The sequence below is a fragment of the Nonomuraea sp. NPDC048901 genome, assembly GCF_040649695.1.
GTDB lineage: Bacteria > Actinomycetota > Actinomycetes > Streptosporangiales > Streptosporangiaceae > Nonomuraea.
Genome location: NZ_JBEZFW010000014.1, coordinates 44747 through 64527, shown reverse-complemented (window position 1 = coordinate 64527; position 19781 = coordinate 44747). Strand labels below are relative to the sequence as shown.

General features: G+C 70.1%; 12 protein-coding genes. 1 reads left to right on the top strand and 11 read right to left on the bottom strand.

Going from position 1 to position 19781, the window contains the following annotated elements:
* Window positions 1-70 precede the first annotated feature (70 nt).
* The 11 genes from AB0C30_RS39090 to pepN form a co-directional block, all read right to left on the bottom strand.
* Window positions 71-1018 (bottom strand): hypothetical protein, encoded by a 948-nt coding sequence (locus AB0C30_RS39090; RefSeq protein ID WP_357953524.1) that lies wholly within the window; start codon window positions 1016-1018, stop codon window positions 71-73.
* Window positions 1019-1078: 60 nt separating this feature from the next.
* Window positions 1079-2410, bottom strand: coding sequence for a serine/threonine-protein kinase (locus AB0C30_RS39085; RefSeq protein WP_357953522.1), 1332 nt, complete (start codon window positions 2408-2410; stop codon window positions 1079-1081).
* A gap of 49 nt (window positions 2411-2459) precedes the next feature.
* Window positions 2460-5288 (bottom strand): TIM-barrel domain-containing protein, encoded by a 2829-nt coding sequence (locus tag AB0C30_RS39080; RefSeq protein WP_357953519.1) that lies wholly within the window; start codon window positions 5286-5288, stop codon window positions 2460-2462.
* On the bottom strand, window positions 5285-8557 hold the full coding sequence (locus AB0C30_RS39075; RefSeq protein ID WP_357953517.1) for a TIM-barrel domain-containing protein: 3273 nt from the start codon (window positions 8555-8557) through the stop codon (window positions 5285-5287). Before AB0C30_RS39075 ends, AB0C30_RS39080 begins: the two co-directional genes overlap by 4 nt.
* Before the next feature lie 13 nt (window positions 8558-8570).
* A complete protein-coding gene (locus tag AB0C30_RS39070; protein WP_357953515.1) occupies window positions 8571-10832 on the bottom strand; it encodes a TIM-barrel domain-containing protein in 2262 nt (753 codons plus the stop codon).
* Window positions 10829-11974: a glycoside hydrolase family 15 protein gene (locus AB0C30_RS39065; RefSeq protein WP_357953513.1), complete on the bottom strand. Its 1146-nt coding sequence runs from the start codon at window positions 11972-11974 to the stop codon at window positions 10829-10831. The genes AB0C30_RS39070 and AB0C30_RS39065 overlap by 4 nt, the downstream gene beginning before the upstream one ends.
* A 9-nt stretch (window positions 11975-11983) precedes the next feature.
* Entirely contained in the window at window positions 11984-13246 is a 1263-nt protein-coding gene (locus AB0C30_RS39060; protein WP_357953511.1) for a sugar ABC transporter substrate-binding protein, read from the bottom strand.
* Window positions 13247-13273: 27 nt separating this feature from the next.
* Window positions 13274-14080, bottom strand: coding sequence for a carbohydrate ABC transporter permease (locus AB0C30_RS39055; protein ID WP_357953508.1), 807 nt, complete (start codon window positions 14078-14080; stop codon window positions 13274-13276).
* Entirely contained in the window at window positions 14073-15002 is a 930-nt protein-coding gene (locus AB0C30_RS39050; protein WP_357953506.1) for a sugar ABC transporter permease, read from the bottom strand. The genes AB0C30_RS39055 and AB0C30_RS39050 overlap by 8 nt, the downstream gene beginning before the upstream one ends.
* Before the next feature lie 23 nt (window positions 15003-15025).
* Entirely contained in the window at window positions 15026-16261 is a 1236-nt protein-coding gene (locus AB0C30_RS39045) for an ROK family transcriptional regulator (protein ID WP_357953504.1), read from the bottom strand.
* A gap of 131 nt (window positions 16262-16392) precedes the next feature.
* A complete protein-coding gene (gene pepN, locus AB0C30_RS39040) occupies window positions 16393-18951 on the bottom strand; it encodes an aminopeptidase N (RefSeq protein WP_357953502.1) in 2559 nt (852 codons plus the stop codon).
* A gap of 220 nt (window positions 18952-19171) precedes the next feature.
* On the opposite strand from pepN, the gene AB0C30_RS39035 reads away from it, so the two are divergent.
* Window positions 19172-19675 (top strand): disulfide bond formation protein DsbA, encoded by a 504-nt coding sequence (locus tag AB0C30_RS39035; RefSeq protein WP_357953500.1) that lies wholly within the window; start codon window positions 19172-19174, stop codon window positions 19673-19675.
* Window positions 19676-19781: the final 106 nt, after the last annotated feature.

Genomic DNA, 19781 nt, shown 5'->3' with positions numbered 1-19781 from the left:
AGTCTGGAGGCTTCCAGGGTGCCCCCGCCACCCCAGGCCCAGGGGGCAACGGCAACCCCAGGCCCAGAGGTCAGCGTTGGAGCAGGCCGGCGACGTGCTCGCTGACGCCCGCCAGCAACGTGGCGGGCACGATCGGGGTGCGGCCGATGGCCGAGAACAGCGCGGGCAGGCCGGGCAGCGGGAATCCGTCATCCTGGAGCGCGGCCGAGCCGATCTCGTTCTTGTCCAGCGCCGACCGGCTGCGCTGCCAGGCATCGAGCACCTCTTCCGGCGAGGGCACGCCGAAGCCGTGGCCGACGGGCGCCGCGTGCCGCAGGCGTACGAGCGGCGTTTCCGCGAACGCCAGCGCGGTGCGGGCCCGTACGTGCAGGTCGGCGCGTTCTTCCGCGTCGATCCAGTGCATCGCCGTGCACGGGTTGCGGCAGTCGGCGACGCAGACGGCCATCGCGCCGGCCACCTGGCTGTGCTGCCGGTCGAAGTACGCGCGCCAGCCCTCGGGCGGCTCGCTCGCCACCCGCAGGGTCCGGTTGGTGGCCGACTGCTCGGACTTGGTGTGGTCGCACTCGCGGTCGCCGATCACGCCGAACCTGCTGCCCGGCGCGCTCAGCCCCGCGGGCCAGCGCGCGGGGTCGCCGGCATGCCCCAGGTGCGGCTCGTAGGCCAGCAGCGGCAGGTATTCGCTGGCGATGTGGACGGCGGCGATCATCGAGCTCAGCTCGCGGCGCTGCCAGCGGACGGCGATGACCTCCAGCAGCAGCCCGTAGGCGGGCCGCAGCGACTCCAGCGCGCCGCGTGGCTGCTCGCGCGGGGTCTGCGGCATGTGGCAGGCCCGTGCCCGCCGCCGCAGGTCCGCGGGCACGGCCTTCGCTTCGACCGCGAAGTCTTCCGCGTCCAGCGAGAGCAGCCGGCTGCCGAACTCGCACACGCCGGCGATCTCCTCGGACGAGGCCAGTGCTCCGAGGTCGGAGAAGGCGTAGCGGCGGGCCAGCGCTACGAGCAGATCGCGAGTGGTATCCACCCGATCACCCTACTCACGACCGGATAGTCGCCTGTCCGGCCGAGACCGTCAGGAGGGCGGCTAGGTGTGGCAGGGCGCCTTGATGCACTGGATGGTGTCGGTCGGTGGCTCGCTGACCGGGGGCTCGATCGTGGGCGCCGTCGGCTCGGGTGTGGTGGGCTTGTCTGTCGGCTCGGGGTCGTCGGAGGTCGGGGTGGCCGTTGGGGCGGTCACGGTCGGGCGGGCGGTGGCCGTCGCGGTGGCGGTCGGTGTGCGGGAGACGATCGGCCGCGCGGTGGGGGAGCGCTTCGACGGAGGCGCCAGCGGCTTCTTGCTCGGCGTGGCGGGGGTCGAGCGTGTGCTCGAGGCGGTCGTGACGGGGGGCAGGACGCTGCCGCTCTGCTCGGCCGCCTGGTCGTCGCGGATCCACACCGACCCGGCGACCGCCACGGTCACCAGGACCGCGACGGTCACCGCCAGCGCGGCGGCCAGCGCGCGGCGGCCGCGTGGCGTCGGCGGCAAATCCGGCGTGGGTGGCAGGTCCGGCAAGTCCGGCGTAGGCGGCAGGGCCGATGAGCCCAGCGAGTCAGGCGCGTCATGGGCCTTCCTCGCCGCCTCGGCCATCAGCGTGGCCGTCGGCCAGCGCCGGTCCGGCGTCTTTTCCAGCGCTCGCGTCACGACCTGGCGCGGCCCCGGCGGCACGTCGGCGGGTAGGTCCGGGACGGGGGCGTGCAGATGCTTGTAGATGATCTGGACAGGAGTGTCGCCATCGAACGGCAACCGCCCGGTCAGGCACTGGTAGGCGACCACGCCGAGCGCGTAGATGTCGACGGCCGGGGTGACGTCGCTGGCCGTGGCCATCTCGGGGGCGCAGTAGCCGGCCGAGCAGAGCATGGCGCCGGTGGCCGTCAGCTGGACCGCGGAGACCGAGTGGGCGATGCCGAAGTCGGTGAGCGCCACGCTGCCGTCGGGCCGGACCATCAGGTTGGCCGGTTTGACGTCGCGGTGCACGATGCCCTGCGCGTGGGCGGCGGCCAGCGCGTCGCCGACCTCGGCGACCAGTCGCATGGTGGCCGCCGGGCCGAGCGCCTCGCGGCGCAGGACGCGGTCGAGCGACTCGCCCTCGACGAACTCCATCACCAGGAAGCTCACCTGGCGCCCGTCGACCTCGGAGGTGCCGTAGTCGTAGACGTCGACCACGCCGGGATGCCGCAGCGTGGCCATCGCCCTGGCCTCGTTCTGGAACCGCTGGGCGAACTTCGGGTCCTCGGTCAGGGCGGGGATGAGCACCTTGACCGCCACGGTCCGGCCGAGCACCGTGTCGGTGGCCCGCCAGACCTCGCCCATGCCGCCGCCGCCCACGCGGCTGATCAGCGTGTAGCGATCGTTGAGGCTGGTCCCGGATCCGAGCACGTCTTCGAGGCTAACACCGCGACCTCGATGGACGCGCCGGATCCGGCGCTCAGAACGCCCCTGTGGTAGTGCCTCCCGTTCCCGAGGCGGGGCTGGTGAAGGTGCTGTTGCCACCGGGTTGCCACTGGTCGGCGGTGTCGGGGAAGTTCGTCTCCTGGCGCTTGACGCACTTCCACTCGATGGCGCTGTTCGGCGGCAGCTTGCCGATGGTTCCGGTCCAGGTCGGGTAGGCGGTCGGCGACAGTTTGACCGCGCTGGCCACCGACCAGCCGCCGAGCTGCGGGACACTGCCCACGGCGTAGACGGACTGGCCCGTGGTGGTCGTGCCGTTGTCGCACCTGAACGTCATCGACGCCGGAGCCTGCCCGAGCGTGAACGCGAACGTCTTGGCGGTTGTGACGCTCGTGCTCGCCGACTTGGCGACGATCAGGTTGCCGCCCGCGTTGTACCAGCCGCTGGTCGCGGCGTCGAAGGCCGCCTTGGTGGCGTGCTGGGTGAGCGCGGTGCCGTTGAGCGTGACGGCGGATGCCTGGGTGTCCGAGACCAGCTCGACCACGTTCGTCCTGCTCGCGGGCGCGCCGGTGTAGGTGCCGCTGGAGGCGGCCACCGTGACGGTCGCCGTGCTACCGCTGAGCTGCTGGCTCAACAGCGTCGTGCGTACAGCGCCGCTCTGGTAGCCGGTCGTCGCCCCGTCGTCCTCGTACAGGGTGAAGTTCGAGGCGGCCGGGTCGGTGTAGACCCGGGCCACCAGCTCGTTCCTGGTGGTGGCGTCGGTCCGCTTGCCCACGACGTTCATGGTCTTGTCGTCCACGTACATCTTCGGGATGATCGCCCCCGCCCTGGCGAACGCCGGCAGCCGGAACGCGCCGCCGACCCAGAGCGGCCGGTCGGTGAACCACTGGCCGGTGCTGGTGAGCTTCTCGCCCGAGGCGTAGTCGAACCAGGAGCCCGCCGGCAGGTAGACGTCCCGTTTGCGCTCGTTCGCGCCGGCTACGACGCCGACGAGCAGGTCGCGGCCGATGAGCTTCTCGTGCCCCATCTCGCGGACGTTCGCGTCGTTCTGGTACTGGTACACCAGCGGCGGCACCACGGGCTCGCCGTATAGGTAGGCCCGGTGGGCCAGGGAGTAGTAGTACGGGGCAAGCTCATACCGTTGCCGGAGGTTGGCGAGGTTGCTGGCCGTGTGCCCGATCGCGTCCGGCGAGGTCTGGGCGCAGTTGCACAGGTTCTCGGTGTGCGGCCGGATCGGCACCTCGAACCAGGCGCCGTCGGCGAACCACTGGGTGTAGAGCTCGTTCAGGTCGGAGTCGAGCATCTCGCGGCGGAAACCGCCGATGTCGGAGCCGTAGTAGTCGATGCCGGACATCGACATGTGCAGCTGCGCGTTCTGCTGCTGGGCGAGCGCGGTCAGCTTGGAGCCGATGTCGGCCGACCACATGGCCACGCCGTAGCGCTGCATCCCGGCGGCGCCGGAGCGGGCCAGCACGAACGGCCGCTTGGTGCTCGACGCGTAGCCCCTGGCGATGCTCTCGGCCCACTTGAGGTTGTAGACGTTGTGGTAGTCGGCGTGGGCGTGCTTGCCGGGCAGCACGCCGGACGTCCAGTCGGCCGCGTCGTACATCTCCGGTTCGCCCAGGTCCAGCCAGTGGCCCATGATGCCCTGGTCGATGAGCGGCTGGCGCTTGGTCGTCTGCCAGTAGTCGGCCGCGGCGTCCTGCGTCCAGTCGATCATGCCGCCGCGGCCCCACCAGTCGTTGGCGGTGAGGTAGACGGGGGAGCAGGTCGCGCAGCCGGACCTGACGAGGTAGCCGCGGTTGGCGAGGTCGGCGTGCTCGGCGAGGTTCTTGCCGACGTACGACTCCTCGATGGTCATCAGGCCGATGCCCTTGTTCGCCTGATAATTGGAAATAGTGGTCGCTGGGTTGGGGAAGTTGGCCGTGTCCCAGGAAAGCGTGCCCATGCGGGTGTTGTCGGACCCGGCCGTCACCCCGCCGAACCAGGGCAGATCCAGGACGAACCCATCCACGGGGAACTTCGCCGCCCGCAGCCCGTTCAGCCGGCTGTCGATCTCGGCCCAGTTGTCGTAGCCGAACTCCGACACCCACATGCCGAACGCCTTCTTCGGCGGCACCGGCGGCCGGCCGGTCAGCTCCATGTAGTCCTTGCGCAGATCGGGCAGGTCCGGCCCGGTCATCGTGTACCACCTGAGCTGGTCGCCCCAGGTGTCGACCGTCCACGGGTCGCCGGTCAGGTTCCACTCCTGCTTGTAGACCTGGTCGAGCAGCAACCCGTAGTTCAGGTTCGACGCGCCGACCCCGAACAGCACGGGGATCTGCGCGTTGCCCACCGGGCCGTTGTCGGTGTCGTAGGCCATGGCGTTGCCGTAGGGGCCTCCCGGGGTGCGGGAGCGCCCCACCCAGTCGCCATCGGAGCTGCCGCCCATGAAGAACTGCTCGCCCAGCCCGTACGCGTTCTGGATCGAGCCTTTGGTGATCGTCAGGCCCTTCCACGCCTGGGTCAGGTTGCGCGGGCACGCCTCGTACAGCTGCCTGACCGGGTCCGAGACCCGCACGCACAACGTGCCGGCCGTGACCTCGACCTTCATCGAGGCCGTGGTCAGCGTGTTGCCGCTCTGGCTGAACGAGGACGGACCGGTGTAGTCCTTCTTCGCCACCTGCGGCGTGGTGAACAGCGCGGATCCGGTGCCGGGGCTGGTCCCTGAGGCCAGCTCGAAGTGGACGAGGTCGTCGTCGAGGAACTCGACGATCAGATAGGTCGATCCGCTGGTGAACTGCACCCGCTGGACCGCCGCCCGAGCCTCCCCCGCGACGAGGAAGGTGCCCAGGAGCACCGTCAGAAGGATGAGAGCGCGTTTCATGGCCGGCCCACCACCAGGTTGTCGAGGTTGATCCCGCCGGTGTTGGCCGCGTCATAGGCGATCTTGACGGTGTGCGCGCCCGCGGTGAGGGCCGTGGTGAGCATGGCGGTGCCCCAGGTGTCCCAGTTCGCCTGCGCGGGCAGCGTGAGCGTGCCCGCCGAGACGCCGTCGACGTAGACGGTCCTGGTGCCGGCCACCGTGGTCGAGTAGCGGAACTTGAGCTGATGGCTGCCCGCCGCGTCCGCCTTGACCTGGAAGGTCACCGCGTCACCCGAGCTCGCGAAGTTGTCGACGAACCCGGTGCCGGTGTAGCCCGCGTGGTCGGTGTTGGTCGTCGTGCCGGTGCCCGTCCCGAACTCCGCCTCGTACGCGGCCTTGTCCACGCCGTTGAGCGTGACGGTCCTGCTGGACGCACTGGCGGCCAGCTTGACGTAGGTGAGCTGCCGCACCGGGTCCCACCACCAGCCCTCGGCCGCCGCCTGGAGCGCCGCCAGCGTGGCCCGCGCGGTCGCGCCGGTCACCGTCGTCGGCTTCGTGCTCGCCACCTGCAGCGTGCTGGTCGTGGTGAGCGTGGGCACGGTGAGCGTCACCGAGTGTCCGGCCCAGTTCTCGGCCGAGCTGATCGTCCGGTTCGTGCCCGCCGAGTCCTCGAAGTAGGAGTAGGAGGAGCTGCCCGACGGGTAGATCCGGAAGACCAGGTTCGGATAGCTCGTGACGCTGTTGCCGATCTCGCCGCCGAGCTCGTAGTCGGCGTTGAGGTTGAGCGGGATGATCGCGCCCGGCCTGGCGTAGACCGGGATCGTGTCGAGGGCCGTGGCGTAGGACTTGGTGCCGGGGCCGGTGAAGCGGCCGCCGTTCCACAGGTCGTACCACTCGCCCGCGGGCAGGTAGACGTTCCTCGTCGTCGCGCCCTGCGTGGTCACCGGCGCGACGAGCAACTGGGAGCCGAACAGATACTGCTGGTCCTGCGCCGCGGCCGTCGCGTCGCCGGGGAAGGCGAAGCTCATCGCCCGCATCATCGGCGCCCCGGTGGTCGAACTGGCCTTGGCCTCGGTGTACAGGTAGGGGATCAGGTTCATCCGGACGTTGGCGAACTTCCGGAAGGTCGGCACGACCGTCGTGTCGCCGCTGCGCGCCTGGACGTTCCACGGCGTGCGGGCCTCGGACGTGCCCGGGTTCGACTTCTCCGAGTGATACTGCATGACCGGCGAGAACGTCGCCTGCGCCGCCGCCCGCAGGTAGAGCTCGGCGCTGGGGAAGTCACCGGTGAAGCCCGCCAGGTCCCAGGCCGTGTACGGCACGCCGGACTGCCCGGCGCTGAGCTGGGCCCTGACCGCCTCCTGGAAGGCGGAGAAGCTGGAATTCTGGTCACCGGCCCAGAAGATCGAGTTCTTCTGGCCGCCGGCGGTGGCCGCCCGGCTGAAGATGACGTTGTCCGCGCTCTCGGCCTTGACGTAGTCGCTGTAGGCCTTGGTGTAGCTGTTGGGGTAGGCGTTGTGCATCTCGTCGCCCTTGCGGCCGTCGGCGAACGTGACGCCCCGGCCGAAGATCGCCTCGCTGCCGTCGGTCTTGAAGCCGTCGATGGCGACCTCGTTGATCAGGTAGTCGCGCTTGCTCATCCACCAGGTGGTCGCCGCCGTACTGGTGAAGTCGGGGACCATGCTGTCGCCGAACCACTGTCCGGTCGGAATCCGATACGGCGCGTTGGACGGATTTTTCGCGACAAAGCCCTGCGCCTGGGCGTAGCTCTTATCGTTGAGATGCTGCTGCGGCGCGGTCGGGGGATTGGTGTCGAAGTTCTCCTTGAAGACCGGGATCTGCCAGAGGATCATCTTGATCCCCTTGCCGTGGGCGTTGGCGACCATGGCCTTCGGGTTCTGCCATTCGCCGCCCGCCGGGAACGTCAGGTCGCCGTAGGCGAGCTTCCCGCTGCCGGCGCTGGGCGTGTACGTGGCGCCGTGCCACAGGTAGAACGTGGCCTCGTCGCTCCACTGCTCCAGCACCATCGCCGTGTGCGGGATCTTGTACGTCCCGACCTTGTCCAGCTCGCTCTCCACCTCGGCCTGGGTGTTCCACTCGTTGGCCGACATCCACACGCCGAACGCCCACTTGGGCGGCAGCTGCGGCCGGCCGCTGACCGCGGTGTAGTCGTCCACGATCTCCGCGGGGGTGCCGGCGAAGAAGTGGTAGTCCAGCGTCGAGTCGAGCGCGCCGCTCGTGTCGACGGTGAACCCGGCCAGGTCGGCGAGGTGGGTGTTGAGGTTGAAGATCGCGTAGCGGGTGCTGGGGAGGTAGACCCCGTAACCGGCCGAGTTCAGGAAGAACGGCACGCTCAGGTAGGTGCGCCGGGTGCTGCCCTGGTCGCGATACTGGTTGTAGACGTAGTTGTGCACGTCGGTGCCGCGCTGGTCGAGGCGGTCATAGCGCTCGCCGAAGCCCTCGAACCGCTCGCCCGACGGCGACATGAAGTGGTCCTCGATCTTGGTGACCGTGGTGGCGCCGTCGCTGGCCCAGCCGATGTTCCTGAACGTGGCGGGGTCGTACTGCCGGGTGATCAGCGTCGTCCCGTCGCCCTTGTAGACCGACAGGCGGTAGGGCGACTTCTGGATCTTCAGCACCAGGCTCGTGGTGGAGAGGGTGAGGGTGCTCGCGGAATCCGTCACCGTATAGCCGGACACTCCGGAAATGTTCAGACCCTGGCCGCTGGGGGCGATCTGCGTGCGGAAGCGGTCGAGCGCCGGGAAGGCGAAGCGGATCTTCGGCGTGAAGCTCCCCGCGCTGTCACCAGTCGTGACATCTACCGACGTGCTGTTGTTGGTGTAGCCGGTCACGTTCGTCACCGTGCTCCACGAGGTGACCGTGAACGCGAACGGGCCCGTGCTCTTCTGCCCGCCCCCGTTCACGTCCGCGTTGACCGTGTAGGAGATCTTGTCGCCTCGGGCGAAGGTGCCCAGGTTGATCTTCCAGTAGCTGTTGTTGCCGTTGTTGTGGTCCCAGGCGGCGCCGATCGGGGTCTGGGCGGTCCCGTTCTTGGTCCAGGTCACCCAGACGGTCTGGCCGGACTCGATGGGCCAGGTGGTGGCGTTGATCTGGACGGCGTCCCCGGCCATCGGGTCACGGGGAGCGCGTTCGGTCGGCTCGCTGGAGTAGAGGTCGTCGATCCCGGTCGGGTTGTGAAAGATGCCGTCGAGCGCGTACGCGGGGAAGGTCACGAGGGAGGCCAGCAGGGCGATCACCGCGACGATGACGCCCGACCGTAACCGGATCACGGGGGAGCTCCTATCAGGTGGCGAACACGGGTGAGAGATGAGGCCAGTGCTCCGCCGCGCAGAGGACCGGCGGACGGTCGAGCGGCGCGGGCAGCGTGACCTCGCGCCCGCCGCGATGGGCGCGGCCGGTCCAGACATCGACCCAGTCGCCTGCGGGCAGGTAGACCGCCTGCTCCGCGACCCCGGGCGCCGTCACCGGGGCCACCAGCAGCGCATCGCCCAGCTTGTACTGCAGCGGACGCTCCCAGACGCGCGGGTCGTCCGGGTGGTCGAAGAACAGCCCGCGCATCAGCGGCGCCCCGCCGCCGACCGCCTGACGGGCCTGCCCGGCCAGGTACGGCACGAGCCGCTCGCGCACCTTGGCCAGCCGCCTGAAGACGGGCAGCACCCGGTCGTCGCCGGTCCGCTCGGCCACGTTCCACGGCGTGCGGTCCCTGAGGGGCAGGCGGTGGTGGTTGAACTCCGAGTGGTACTGCATGATCGGCATGAACGCCGCCGCCCCGGCCGCCCGCAGATAGAGCTCGGCATCGGGCAGGTCACCGGAGAACCCGGCCAGGTCCCAGCCCCAGTAGACGATCCCGCAGGCCGAGGCGGTGATCCCGGCCCTGATGGACGACTGAAACGCCGCCCAGGTCGAGTCCTCGTCCCCGGCCCAGAACACGCCGTGCGGCTGGGATCCGGCGAACCCGGCCCGGCTGAACGTCACCGGCGCCTTGCCGTAGCGCTCCAGCAGCTCGCCGAAGGCACGCGCGTAATGCACGGGGAACAGGCCGTTGCCGTCGTCACCCCTGCGCCCGTCGGCGTAGCGCAGGTCGTGGCCCCACGCATGCTCGCCGCCGTCGGTCTTGAACCCGTCCACGCCCACCTCATCCACCAGGTAGGCGCGCTTGGCCGTCCACCAGTCGCGGACCTCGGGCGAGGACAGGTCGGGCATGAGCGCCAGCGGGAACCACCAGCCCCGGTTCCGGTACGGCCGGCCGTCGGCCTCCCTGACCCCGTAGCCGCGCTCGACCAGCTGCCGGGCGTCCACGGCCGCCTGGTGCCGGGGGTGCGGGCGCATCTTCTGCAGCGGGATCTGCCAGAGCAGCACCTTGACGTCCCGCTGGTGCAGCTCGTCCACCATGCCCTTGGGGTCCGGCCACGGCCCGTCCGGCGGGAAGACGTAGTCCGCCAGCCGGTGCGGCTCCTCCGACGGCTCGTATTCGGCCCCTCGGAACGCCGTGAACGTCGTCTCGTCACTCCACGCCTCGATGACCAGCGCCCCGACCGGGATGTCGTGCTCGCGGTGCCGGTTCATCTCGGCCATCACGCGTTCCTGCGTGTTCCACTCGTTGCCGCTGGCCCACAGCCGGAACACCCACGAGGGCAGCTCCGTCGGCCGCCCCACCTCGTCCAGGAAGTCCCGCAGCACGTCGGCCGGGGTCGCGCCGTCATAGAGCCGGACCGAGGGCTCGCCGTCCGGCCCCACCTCCGCCTCCACGACCAGCCGGTCCGGGGTGGACGCGCCGACGTCGTACCAGGTCCGCCTGGAGGTCTCGACGTGGAACCCCCAGCTCGCCGCCCCGCCGACCACGAGCGCGAACGGCATCGGCAGGTACGTCCTGCCGTGCGCCCCTTGCGCCTTGTACTGCTCGAACACCACCGCGTCCAGCCGCCGCCCGCGCTGGTCCACCGCGTCGAACCGCTCGCCGAACCCCACCACGTGCTCGCCGTCGGCCAGCGCCAGCTCGAACCGCACCCGCCGCGCCCCGTCGCCGCCGACCAGCCACCGCACGCTCCCCGGCACCACCCGGTCGGCGCCGCGCACGACGAGCTTCCCGCCGCTCCGGCCCCACGCCGCCGCCGTCACCTCGAACCACCTGCTGGTACGGCTCCCGCCACCGTCCAGCGCGGCCCGGAACCGGTAGGCGTACCGGTGTCCGGCGCGCAACACGGGTGAGCGCGCCACCCATGATCCGGCGGCGGCCCGCGCCGCCCTGGCTTGCGCCGCGGCCAGATGCCCGCCGTCAACGGTCTCCGCCTCGGCTGCCTCCGCGGCCTCCGCCGCCTCCACTGTTTCCGCCATGTCCGGGTCCGGTGCGGCACCCGACCTGGCCAGCGGCAGGTCGACGGGCGCCTTCCCGTCGGTGGCCCACTCGCACACCACCGAGACGACCTTGGCCGAGGCCCGCACCCGCAGCTCCACCGCCTCGCCGTCCATCGGCCAGGCGGGCACGCGCTGGTCCTCGGTCGTGGCGTACGGGTGCCCGGACCCGTACGGCCGATGCCGGATCATGCCCGCACCCCCTGCTCGTCAAGCCCGCCCTGCTCGTCCAGCTCGTCCAGCTTGTTCAGCTCGTCGGCGAGGATCAGGTACATCCCGTGCGACCACAGCAGCGGCGTGGCCACGGCGCCCCATCGGTCCCGCCACTCCTGGAGCCGGTCGGGCGCCAGCAGCAGGTCGGACACCTGCTCGGGCAGGTCACCCTCGGCGGTCGCCTGGGCCGCCATCCAGTCCAGATACCGCCGGGCCTCCGCACGCCGCCCGGCCCGCGCGTGGTTCCAGCCGAGGAACCCGGCCAGCAGCACCCAGCGCCCGCCGCCGTAGAAGGTGTCGGCCCGGTAGCGGTACACGCCGCCGTCGACGGCGAGCTGCCGCTCCACTTCGGCCACCGTCGCCGCGCCGACCGGGTGATCGGCCGCGTAGAGCCCGAACGGCTCGACGCACGCGAGCAGACTGGCGTCCACGGCCTCGCTGCCCAGCCATTTCGTGAGATATCCGGACTTCTGAGCGGCGGAGCCCGAGACGCCCTCGGCGGCCACCAGGGCCGCGATCCCCTCCACCGCCCGCCCCGCCGCCTCTGACTCGGCCCCGCTCAGCACACCCAGCCCGACGGCCGCCCGCAGCCCGGCGTGCACCGCGCCCAGCGTCGCCACGTGCCGCTGCTCGACATGCTCCTCCCACCAGTCGTAACACGGCATGTCCCAGAACGAGGTGAGATACCGGGCCGCCGTCCGCACCCCCTTCTCCACACCCGAGACCGCCCGGCCGTGCCGGAAGGAGTGCTCGCGCAGCGCCCACAGCCACGTGCCGTACCCGTCGAGCTGGAAGTCCCACCAGTCGACGTCCCCGTCCACACCGTCGAGTGTGAACCGCGTCGGCAGCATCTCGGCGGGCGAGACCGGTTCACCGCGTCCCGCGCGCGAGACGAGCGAGTCGACCTGTCCCGCCCGGTCGCCGATCACCCGGGCGCACCAGGTGTGGAAGGCGTCCGCGCCGGCGGCGTCGCCGTGCCTGCTCACCCCCTCGGCGATGAACGCCCCATCACGCAGCCACGAGTAGCCGCGATAAGCGGAGAAGGTGGGCGAGGCCGGGTAGGCGCCGGTGGGGGACTGGAGCCGCTGGATCAGGTCGAGGCTGTGCGAGACAAGGGACAACGAACTCTCCTAAGACAGCAGGGCGTCTACGTCGGCGGCGGCGGTCTTGAGCGCCTCCTCCACCGGCTTGCGCCCGGCGGCGGCCTCGGTCAGCTGCTTGGTCACGGCGTCCTGCATCTCCTGCTGGCGCTTGATGACCGGCGGCAGCGCGATCGACTTCAGCGAGTCGAACACCGCCTGGCGGTTGGCGGGCTTGGGGTCCTTGAGATAGCCGGACAGCACCGCCTGGTCGGCGACCGGCGGCAGCTCCCACGACGACTCGACGCGGGTGGTCGCCGCGGTGTTCGACGACGACAGGAACCGGGCCCAGGCCCAGGCCTCCTTGCCGTGCTTGGTGCCGGAGGAGGCGGCGACGGCGTTGTGGAAGACGGCGCTGGCTTTGGCGCTGTCACCGGGCTCGACGACCACGTCCCAGGTGAAGGCGGCGTCCTTCAGCCCGGCGAACTGCCAGATGCCGTTGTGCCACATGGCGAGCTTGCCGGACTTGAAGAGGTTCGTGTCGTAGTCGGCGGTGCCGCCGATCTCCGCCTCGGTCGGCATCGTCTTGCCGACCTTGGAGACCAGCCACCGCGCCGCCTTGACCCCGGCCGGGCTGTTGAACGCCGACTTCTTGCCGTCGGCCGACAGGAACTCGCCGCCCGCCTGCTTGAGCGTCTTGTAGAACTCGAAGAACTGCACCGGCTGGAAGTCGCCGAACACGCCCTTCTTCTTGTCGGTCAGCTTCGCGGCGGCGGCCTGCTCGTCGGCCCAGGTCCAGTCGGCCGTCGGCGGGGCCACTCCGGCCTTGTCGAACAGGTCCTTGTTGTAGAAGAGCACGACCGTGGAGAACGAGGCGGGCAGCGCGTACTGCTTGCCGTCGCGCTTGAACGCCTCGAGCGACTCCTTGGCGTACACCGACGGGTCGCCGTCGCCCTTCACCGTGTCGAGGTCGAGCAGGGAGCCCGCGCTGGCGTAGGTCACGAAGTTCTCGTAGTTGAGCTCGAAGGTGTCGGGCGCGGTGCCGCCGGCGATGCTGGTCTGGAGCTTGGTGAAGTACTCGTCGAAGGGCGCGGTCTCCACCACCACGTCGACCTTCGGGTTCTCCTTCTCGAAGGCCTTCTCGATCTTGTCCAGGTCCTTCACGTGGTCGGGCGCGGCCGAGAATGTGAAGTAACGCAGTGTCACCTTGCCGCCCTCGCCGGACGGGGCCTTCGTCGCCGAGCCCTGGGAGCAGGCGGTGGCGAGCAGCGCGGCCGCTGCCAGGGAGGCAGCAACCCGGATTTTCTGTGACATGGGGGGACTTCCTTTACTTGTGCACAACTACTTGAGCCCGCTCTGCGCGACACTGGCGATGACGTGCTTCTGCGCGAAGACGTAGAGGATGAGGATCGGCACCACGCTGATCACCGAGCCCGCCATGACCACGTCCCACTCGGTGGTGAACTGGCCGTGCAGCGTGGCCAGGCCCAGCGGCAGCGTCATGAACTCGGGCGACTTGATGATGATCAGCGGCCAGAGGTAGCTGTTCCAGCTGGCCATGAAGCCGAAGATGGCGAACGTCGCCAGGGCCGGCCTGATCAGCGGCAGCACCACGTACACAAAAATCCGGAAATGTCCGGCGCCGTCCAGCACGGCCGCCTCGTCGAACTCCCTCGGCACCTGGTTGATGGCCTGCCGCAGCAAGAACACCCCGAACGCCGAGGCGATCGTCGGCGCCAGCAGCGCGAAGTACGTGTCGACCAGGTTGAAGGTGCGCATCTCGATGAACAGCGGCACCACCAGCACGGGCAGCGGCATCATCAGCGTCGCCAGGTAGACGGCGAACAGCGCGCTCCGCCCTGGGAACGGCAGCCTGGCGAAGGCGTAGGCGGCCATCGCGCTGGTGAGGAGTTGCAGCGTGGTGGAGGCCGCCCCGATCCAGGCGCTGTTGGCCACGATCCGCCAGAAGGGCAGTGTGTCGAGCAGCTTGCCGTAGGCGTCGAGGCTCGCGTTGTCGGGCGTGAAGTCCGGCGGTACGGCCAGCACCGCGTCGCTCGGCGTGATCGACGTGATCACCGCCCAGGCGAACGGGAACAGCATCACCACCGAGCCGAGGCCCACCAGCAGATAGCGGATCGCCTTACCCATAAGTCACCCACCGCCGCTGTCCCCGGATCTGCACGATCGTCACGAGCAGCACCAGGGCGAACAGCAGCCACGACAGCGCCGAGGCCGCGCCCGCCCGGCCGTACCGGAAAGTGAGGTCGTAGATCTGCGACACGACGACCTGCGTCGCGCCGCCCGGCCCGCCACCCGTCATGATCTTCACCTGGTCGAAGACCTGGAAGCCGTTGATCAGCGAGATCACCACCACGAAGAACGACGACGGCGACAGCAGCGGCAGCGTGATGTGCCTGAACCGGCGCACGGCGCTCGCCCCGTCGACCATGGCGGCCTCCTGGAACTCCTTCGGGATGGCCTGCAGCCCCGCCAGCAGGATGATCATCACGAAGCCCAGGTCCTTCCAGGCCGAGGCGAAGATGATCGACGGCATCGCCCAGTCGGGATCGGTCCACCAGCCGGGCCCGCTGACACCGAACAGCCCCAGCGCCCAGTTGACGACCCCGCTGGCCGGGTTGAGCAGCCACTTCCACATCAGCGCCACGACGACCCAGCTAGTGATGACGGGCAGGAAGTAGACGCCGCGCAGCAGCCCGCGTCCCGGCATCGCCCGGTTCAGCAGCAGCGCCAGCCCCAGCCCGCCCAGGTAGACGAGCGGCAGGTAACCGGCGATGAAGTACAGCGTGTGCAGGAACGCGGCCCGGGTCCCGGCGTCGCCGAGCAGTTCGATGTAGTTGCCGAGGCCGACCCAGCGCATCTCGGTGATGAGGTCCCATTCGTGGAGGCTCGTCCAGAACGAGGCGACCATCGGGATCAGCGTGTAGAGCGTCAGCGGGATCAGGCTGGGCAGCAGGAACACGGCCACGGTCCCGGCGTACCGCCAGCGCCGCCGCGGCGCCCGCCGCTCCTGCGTGCCCCCGGCCTGCGGCCGGACGGCGGTGAGGGTCATGCGCTCGCTCCTCTGTAACTGGCTCATGGCGTCGTCCCGATCAGGCGGGCCCGGACCAGGCGGCCCTGCTCCCCGGCGGCCCCGGCGGCGTCGAAGGGGGTGGCCAGTACGAGGGCCGCCGCGCCCTGGGCCCAGCTGGTGTCGTCCCAGCTCTCCACCTCGATCGAGATGTCCCTGCGCCCCGGGTACAGCTGCGCCCTGACGGCCGGGTCGAAGCCCACCTGCCAGAGCGGCCAGTCGGCCGTCCCCTCGCCGAGCACCACCACGACCTCGGGATCGACCACGTTGATCAGCCCCGCCGCGGCCCGCCCGAGCACGGCCCCCGCCTCGGCGAACACCTCCCGCGCCGCCGGATCGCCCGCCGCCCCGGCCGCGCCCAGCCCGGTAAGACCGGCCGAGCCGCCGTTCTTGGCGCGGGCCGCCGCCAGCAGTCCCGCCGAGCCGACGTACGCCTCCAGGCACCCACGCGCCCCGCACCCGCACACCGGCCCCGCCGGATCGACGGGCACGTGCCCGAACTCCCCGGCCCCGCCCCTGGCGCCCCGGTAGACCCGCCCGTCGGCCACGATCGCCGCGCCGACGCCGCGCCCGATGGTCAGCACCAGGAAGTCTCGGTGGGTACGCCCCCGGCCGTAGAGCCGCTCGGCCGCCGCCAGCGCGTTCACGTCGTTCTCCACCAGCACGGGCAGCTTGAGCCGCCGCCGCAGCCGCTCGCCCACCGGCATGGCCTGCCACCCCAGGGTCGGCGCGTTGACCGTACCGACCGCCTGGTCCTCCACGCTGCCGGGCACCCCGACACCGATCCCGAGCAGCGGCGGCGCCTGCCCGTGGTCGGCCGAGGCGGACGTACGCGCCGTCAGCCCGCGCCCGCTGCCCGAGACCACCGCCTCGACGGCGTCGGCCAGCCGGTCCAGCGCCTCAGGAGACGACGGGTCGAACGCGCACTCCCAGGCCCCCAGCACCTCGCCGTCGAGCCGCACGTCGACCAGCACGAGATGGTCGGCCGTCACCTTCACGCCGAGCGCGCGCCCCGCGCTGCCCACCAGCCCGAGCCGCTGGGCCGGCCGCCCGCCGCGCGACGGCTTGAGGTCGAGCTCCTCCAGCATCCCGTAACCCATGAGCTCGCGCGTGAGCTGCGTGACGGTCGCCGGGCTCAGGTCCAGCTCGCGCGCCAGCTCGGTGCGGCTCAGCGGCCCGACGGTGCCGAGGAGCGCGAGGATCGCCGTCCTCGTGAGATCACCGCGATCAGTGCCTGCCATGTGATGAGAACGACTTTCTTTAGAAATAAAGTTAGTGGTGAAAATATGAAGCCGCAGCACGCCGCTGTCAAGGGTCCGGGAACGCGAAAAGGGGCCTCCGTCGCCGGAGACCCCTTCTCAAGAGCTGTTCGCTAGGACGCGTCCTTCGCGCGGTTGCGCAGCGCCCGGCTGACGCCGTCAGCGCCCTCCAGGATCATCCGGCGCAGCGCCTGCGGCGGCTGCTCCTTCTCCAGGTAGGACTCCGCCGCCCGCACCGTCTCCGGCTCGATGAGCAGCGCGGGGAAGCAGCCGACCGTGAACGTCTGCGCCTGGTCGAACGTCCACTCCCGGTAGATCCGGCCGATCTCCGCGAAGTACTTCTCCCGGTAGGGGGCCAGCAGCTCCGGGTGGTGCGGATCCTGGAAGCCGTTGACCGTCGTACGGGCGATGTGGTTGGCCAGCTTGCCACCCACGATCGAGGCCCACGCGGCGGCCTTGCCCTCGGCCGTCGGGATGGCCGCCCGGCACAGCGCCGCGGAGCGCTCGCCGGTGGCGGTGGCGTCACGCGCCAGCTCGGCGTCGATGTCGGCGCCGTCCAGCCGGCCGCCCACCACCAGCGCGTGGACGAGCGTCCAGCGCAGGTCGGTGTCGACGGTCAGCCCCTCGGGTACGGCCGAGCCGTCCAGGATGCCGGCGATGATCGCCAGGTCGGCCTCGGAGGTCGCCGTGGGCGCGAACGCCTGCAGGAAGGCGAGCTGGTGGTCCGAGCCCGGCTCCGCCGTGGCGAGCAGCGTGCGCAGCTCGGTGGCCAGCAGCGACAGGCCCTCGGCCCGCCACGCCGGGTCGGCGTACTGCTGAATGGCCATCCGCGCCTGCCGGAGCACGGCCTGCAGGACCGTGATGTCCTTGACCGTGCCGACGCCCGAGACGACCAGCTTGACGTAGTCGCGGGTGGACATCTCGCCGTCGCGGGTCATGTCCCACGCGGCCGACCAGCACAGGGCCCGGGGCAGCGACTCGGTGAAGCCGGCGATGCCGCCGTCGACCAGGGTACGCAGCGACCGCTCGTCCAGCCGGATCTTGGCGTAGGTCAGGTCGTCGTCGTTGACCAGGACCAGGTCGGGCTGCTCCTCCCCGACCAGCTCCGCGACGCTCGTCTTGGCGCCCACCACGTCCAGCTCGACCCGCTTGGTACGCGTCAGCACACCGTCGGCCAGCGAGTAGAGGCCGACCGCGACCCGGTGCGAGCGCAGCGTCGGGTAGTCGGCCGGCGCCTCCTGCAGCACCTCGAAGGTCTCGAAGCGGCCGTCGGCGACCGTGAACGACGGGCGCAGCGTGTTGACCCAGGCGGTCTCCAGCCACTCCTTGGACCACGACGACAGGTCGCGCCCCGAGGTCCGCTCCAGCGCCCCGAGCAGATCCTTCAGCTCGGTGTTGCCCCAGGCGTGCTCGCCGAAGTAGTCGCGCACCCCGGCCAGGAAGTTGTCCAGCCCGACGTACGCGACCAGCTGCTTGAGCACCGAGGCGCCCTTGGCGTACGTGATGCCGTCGAAGTTGACCTCGACCGCCTGCATGTCGGGGATGTCCGCGGCGATCGGGTGCGTGGACGGCAGCTGGTCCTGGCGGTAGGCCCAGGACTTCTCCACGTTCGCGAACGTCGTCCAGGCGCCCTTGCCCCAGCGGGTCGCCTCGGCCTGGGCGAGCACCGACATGTAGGTGGCGAACGACTCGTTCAGCCACAGGTCGTCCCACCAGCGCATGGTCACGAGGTCGCCGAACCACATGTGCGCCATCTCGTGCAGGATCGTCTCGGCGCGCCGCTCGACGACGGCGTCGGTGACCCTGGACCGGAAGACGTAGTCCTCCAGGAAGGTCACGCAGCCGGCGTTCTCCATCGCGCCCGCGTTGAACTCCGGCACGAACAGCTGGTCGTACTTGCCGAACGGGTAGCGGACGCCGAACACCTTGTGGAAGAAGTCGAAGCCCTGCCGGGTGACCTCCAGGATGTTGTCGGCGTCGAGGTGCTCGGCGAGCGAGGCGCGGCAGTAGATGCCCAGCGGGATGCCGTCGTGCTCGGAGGTCACCTTGTGGTACGGCCCGGCCACCAGCGCGGTGATGTAGGTCGACATGACGGGCGTGGCGGGGAACAGCCAGCGCCTGGCCGCCTGCACCATGCCGTGCTTGCCGGCCTGCTCGGGCAGGTACTCGACCGAGGAGGCGGCCGCGTTGGAGACGACCTCCCAGTCGGCCGGGGCCAGCGCCGTCAGCTGGAAGCTGGCCTTGAGGTCGGGCTGGTCGAAACAGGCGTACATGCGGTGCGCGTCGGCCGTCTCGAACTGGCTGTGCAGGTAGACCTTCTGGTCCACCGGGTCGACGAAGCGGTGCAGCCCCTCGCCGCTGCGCATGTAGACGCAGTCGGCGTCGACGCGCAGCTCGTTGGACTCGGCCAGCGAGGGGAGCGGGAAGCGCCCCTTCTCCGCGTCGTAGGTGGAGACGTCGAGGTCGGCCCCGTTGAGCGTGACCTTGCGAACGTGCGCGCCGTGGAGATCGATGAACGTGGCCGAGCCCGGGCGGCTGCTGCTGAACCGGACGGTCGTGACACTCTCGAAGCGCTCGTCTCCCTCGGTCAGATCGAGTGCGACCTCATACGACTCGACCTTCAACAGCCGGGCGCGCTCGCGAGCCTCGTCCCGGGTCAGGTTGCCTGCCAAGTTCCACTCCTTTTCGCACTTCTTTTCGCCACTTTATGGAGGTTTGTCGGTATCCTGCCACGCGGGGAATAGGACATCGACACCCCAGGTTATGGCCCTCGTGACTGACACGACCCCCGTAGACCTTTGGTTCGATCCTTTCTGCCCATTTGCCTGGGTGACGTCACGATGGCTGCTCGAAGTCGAGAAGGTTCGACCGATCGAGCCTCGCTGGCGCATCATGAGCCTGCAGGTCCTCAACGAGGACAAGGACGTCTCCGACGAATACCGTGCGTCGTCCGCCCGGGGCGCGAAGCTCATCAGGGTCATCGCCACCGCCGCCGACCGCTTCGGCGAGGAGTACATCGGCCGCCTCTACACCGAGTTCGGCACCCGCCTGCACAACGAGGGCCGGGGCCGAGACATCGATACCCTGCGCCTGATCGCCGAGGAGTCGCTCGAGGCCGTGGGTCTCGACAAGGGCCTGGCCGCCGAGGCCATGGAATCGACCGAGTACGACGACGCCATCCGCAAGTCGCACAACGAGGGCATCACCCTGGTCGGCCAGGAGGTCGGCACCCCCGTCATCCGCGTCGGCTCCAACGCTTTCTTCGGCCCGGTGGTCACCACCATCCCCCGGGGCGAGGACGCGGGCCGGCTCTGGGACGGCGTGCTGCTGGTCACCGAGTTCGACGACTTCTTCGAGCTCAAGCGCTCGCGTACCCGGCGGCCGAGCTTCGACTGACTTTCACCTCGCAGTGACTTGTAGCGGCGCAATCCGCGCCTATCCGGTGTGTCCGGCCGTACTCTTCTGAAAGAGCAGCACCCTTCTGAAAGATGCAGCCGAACGA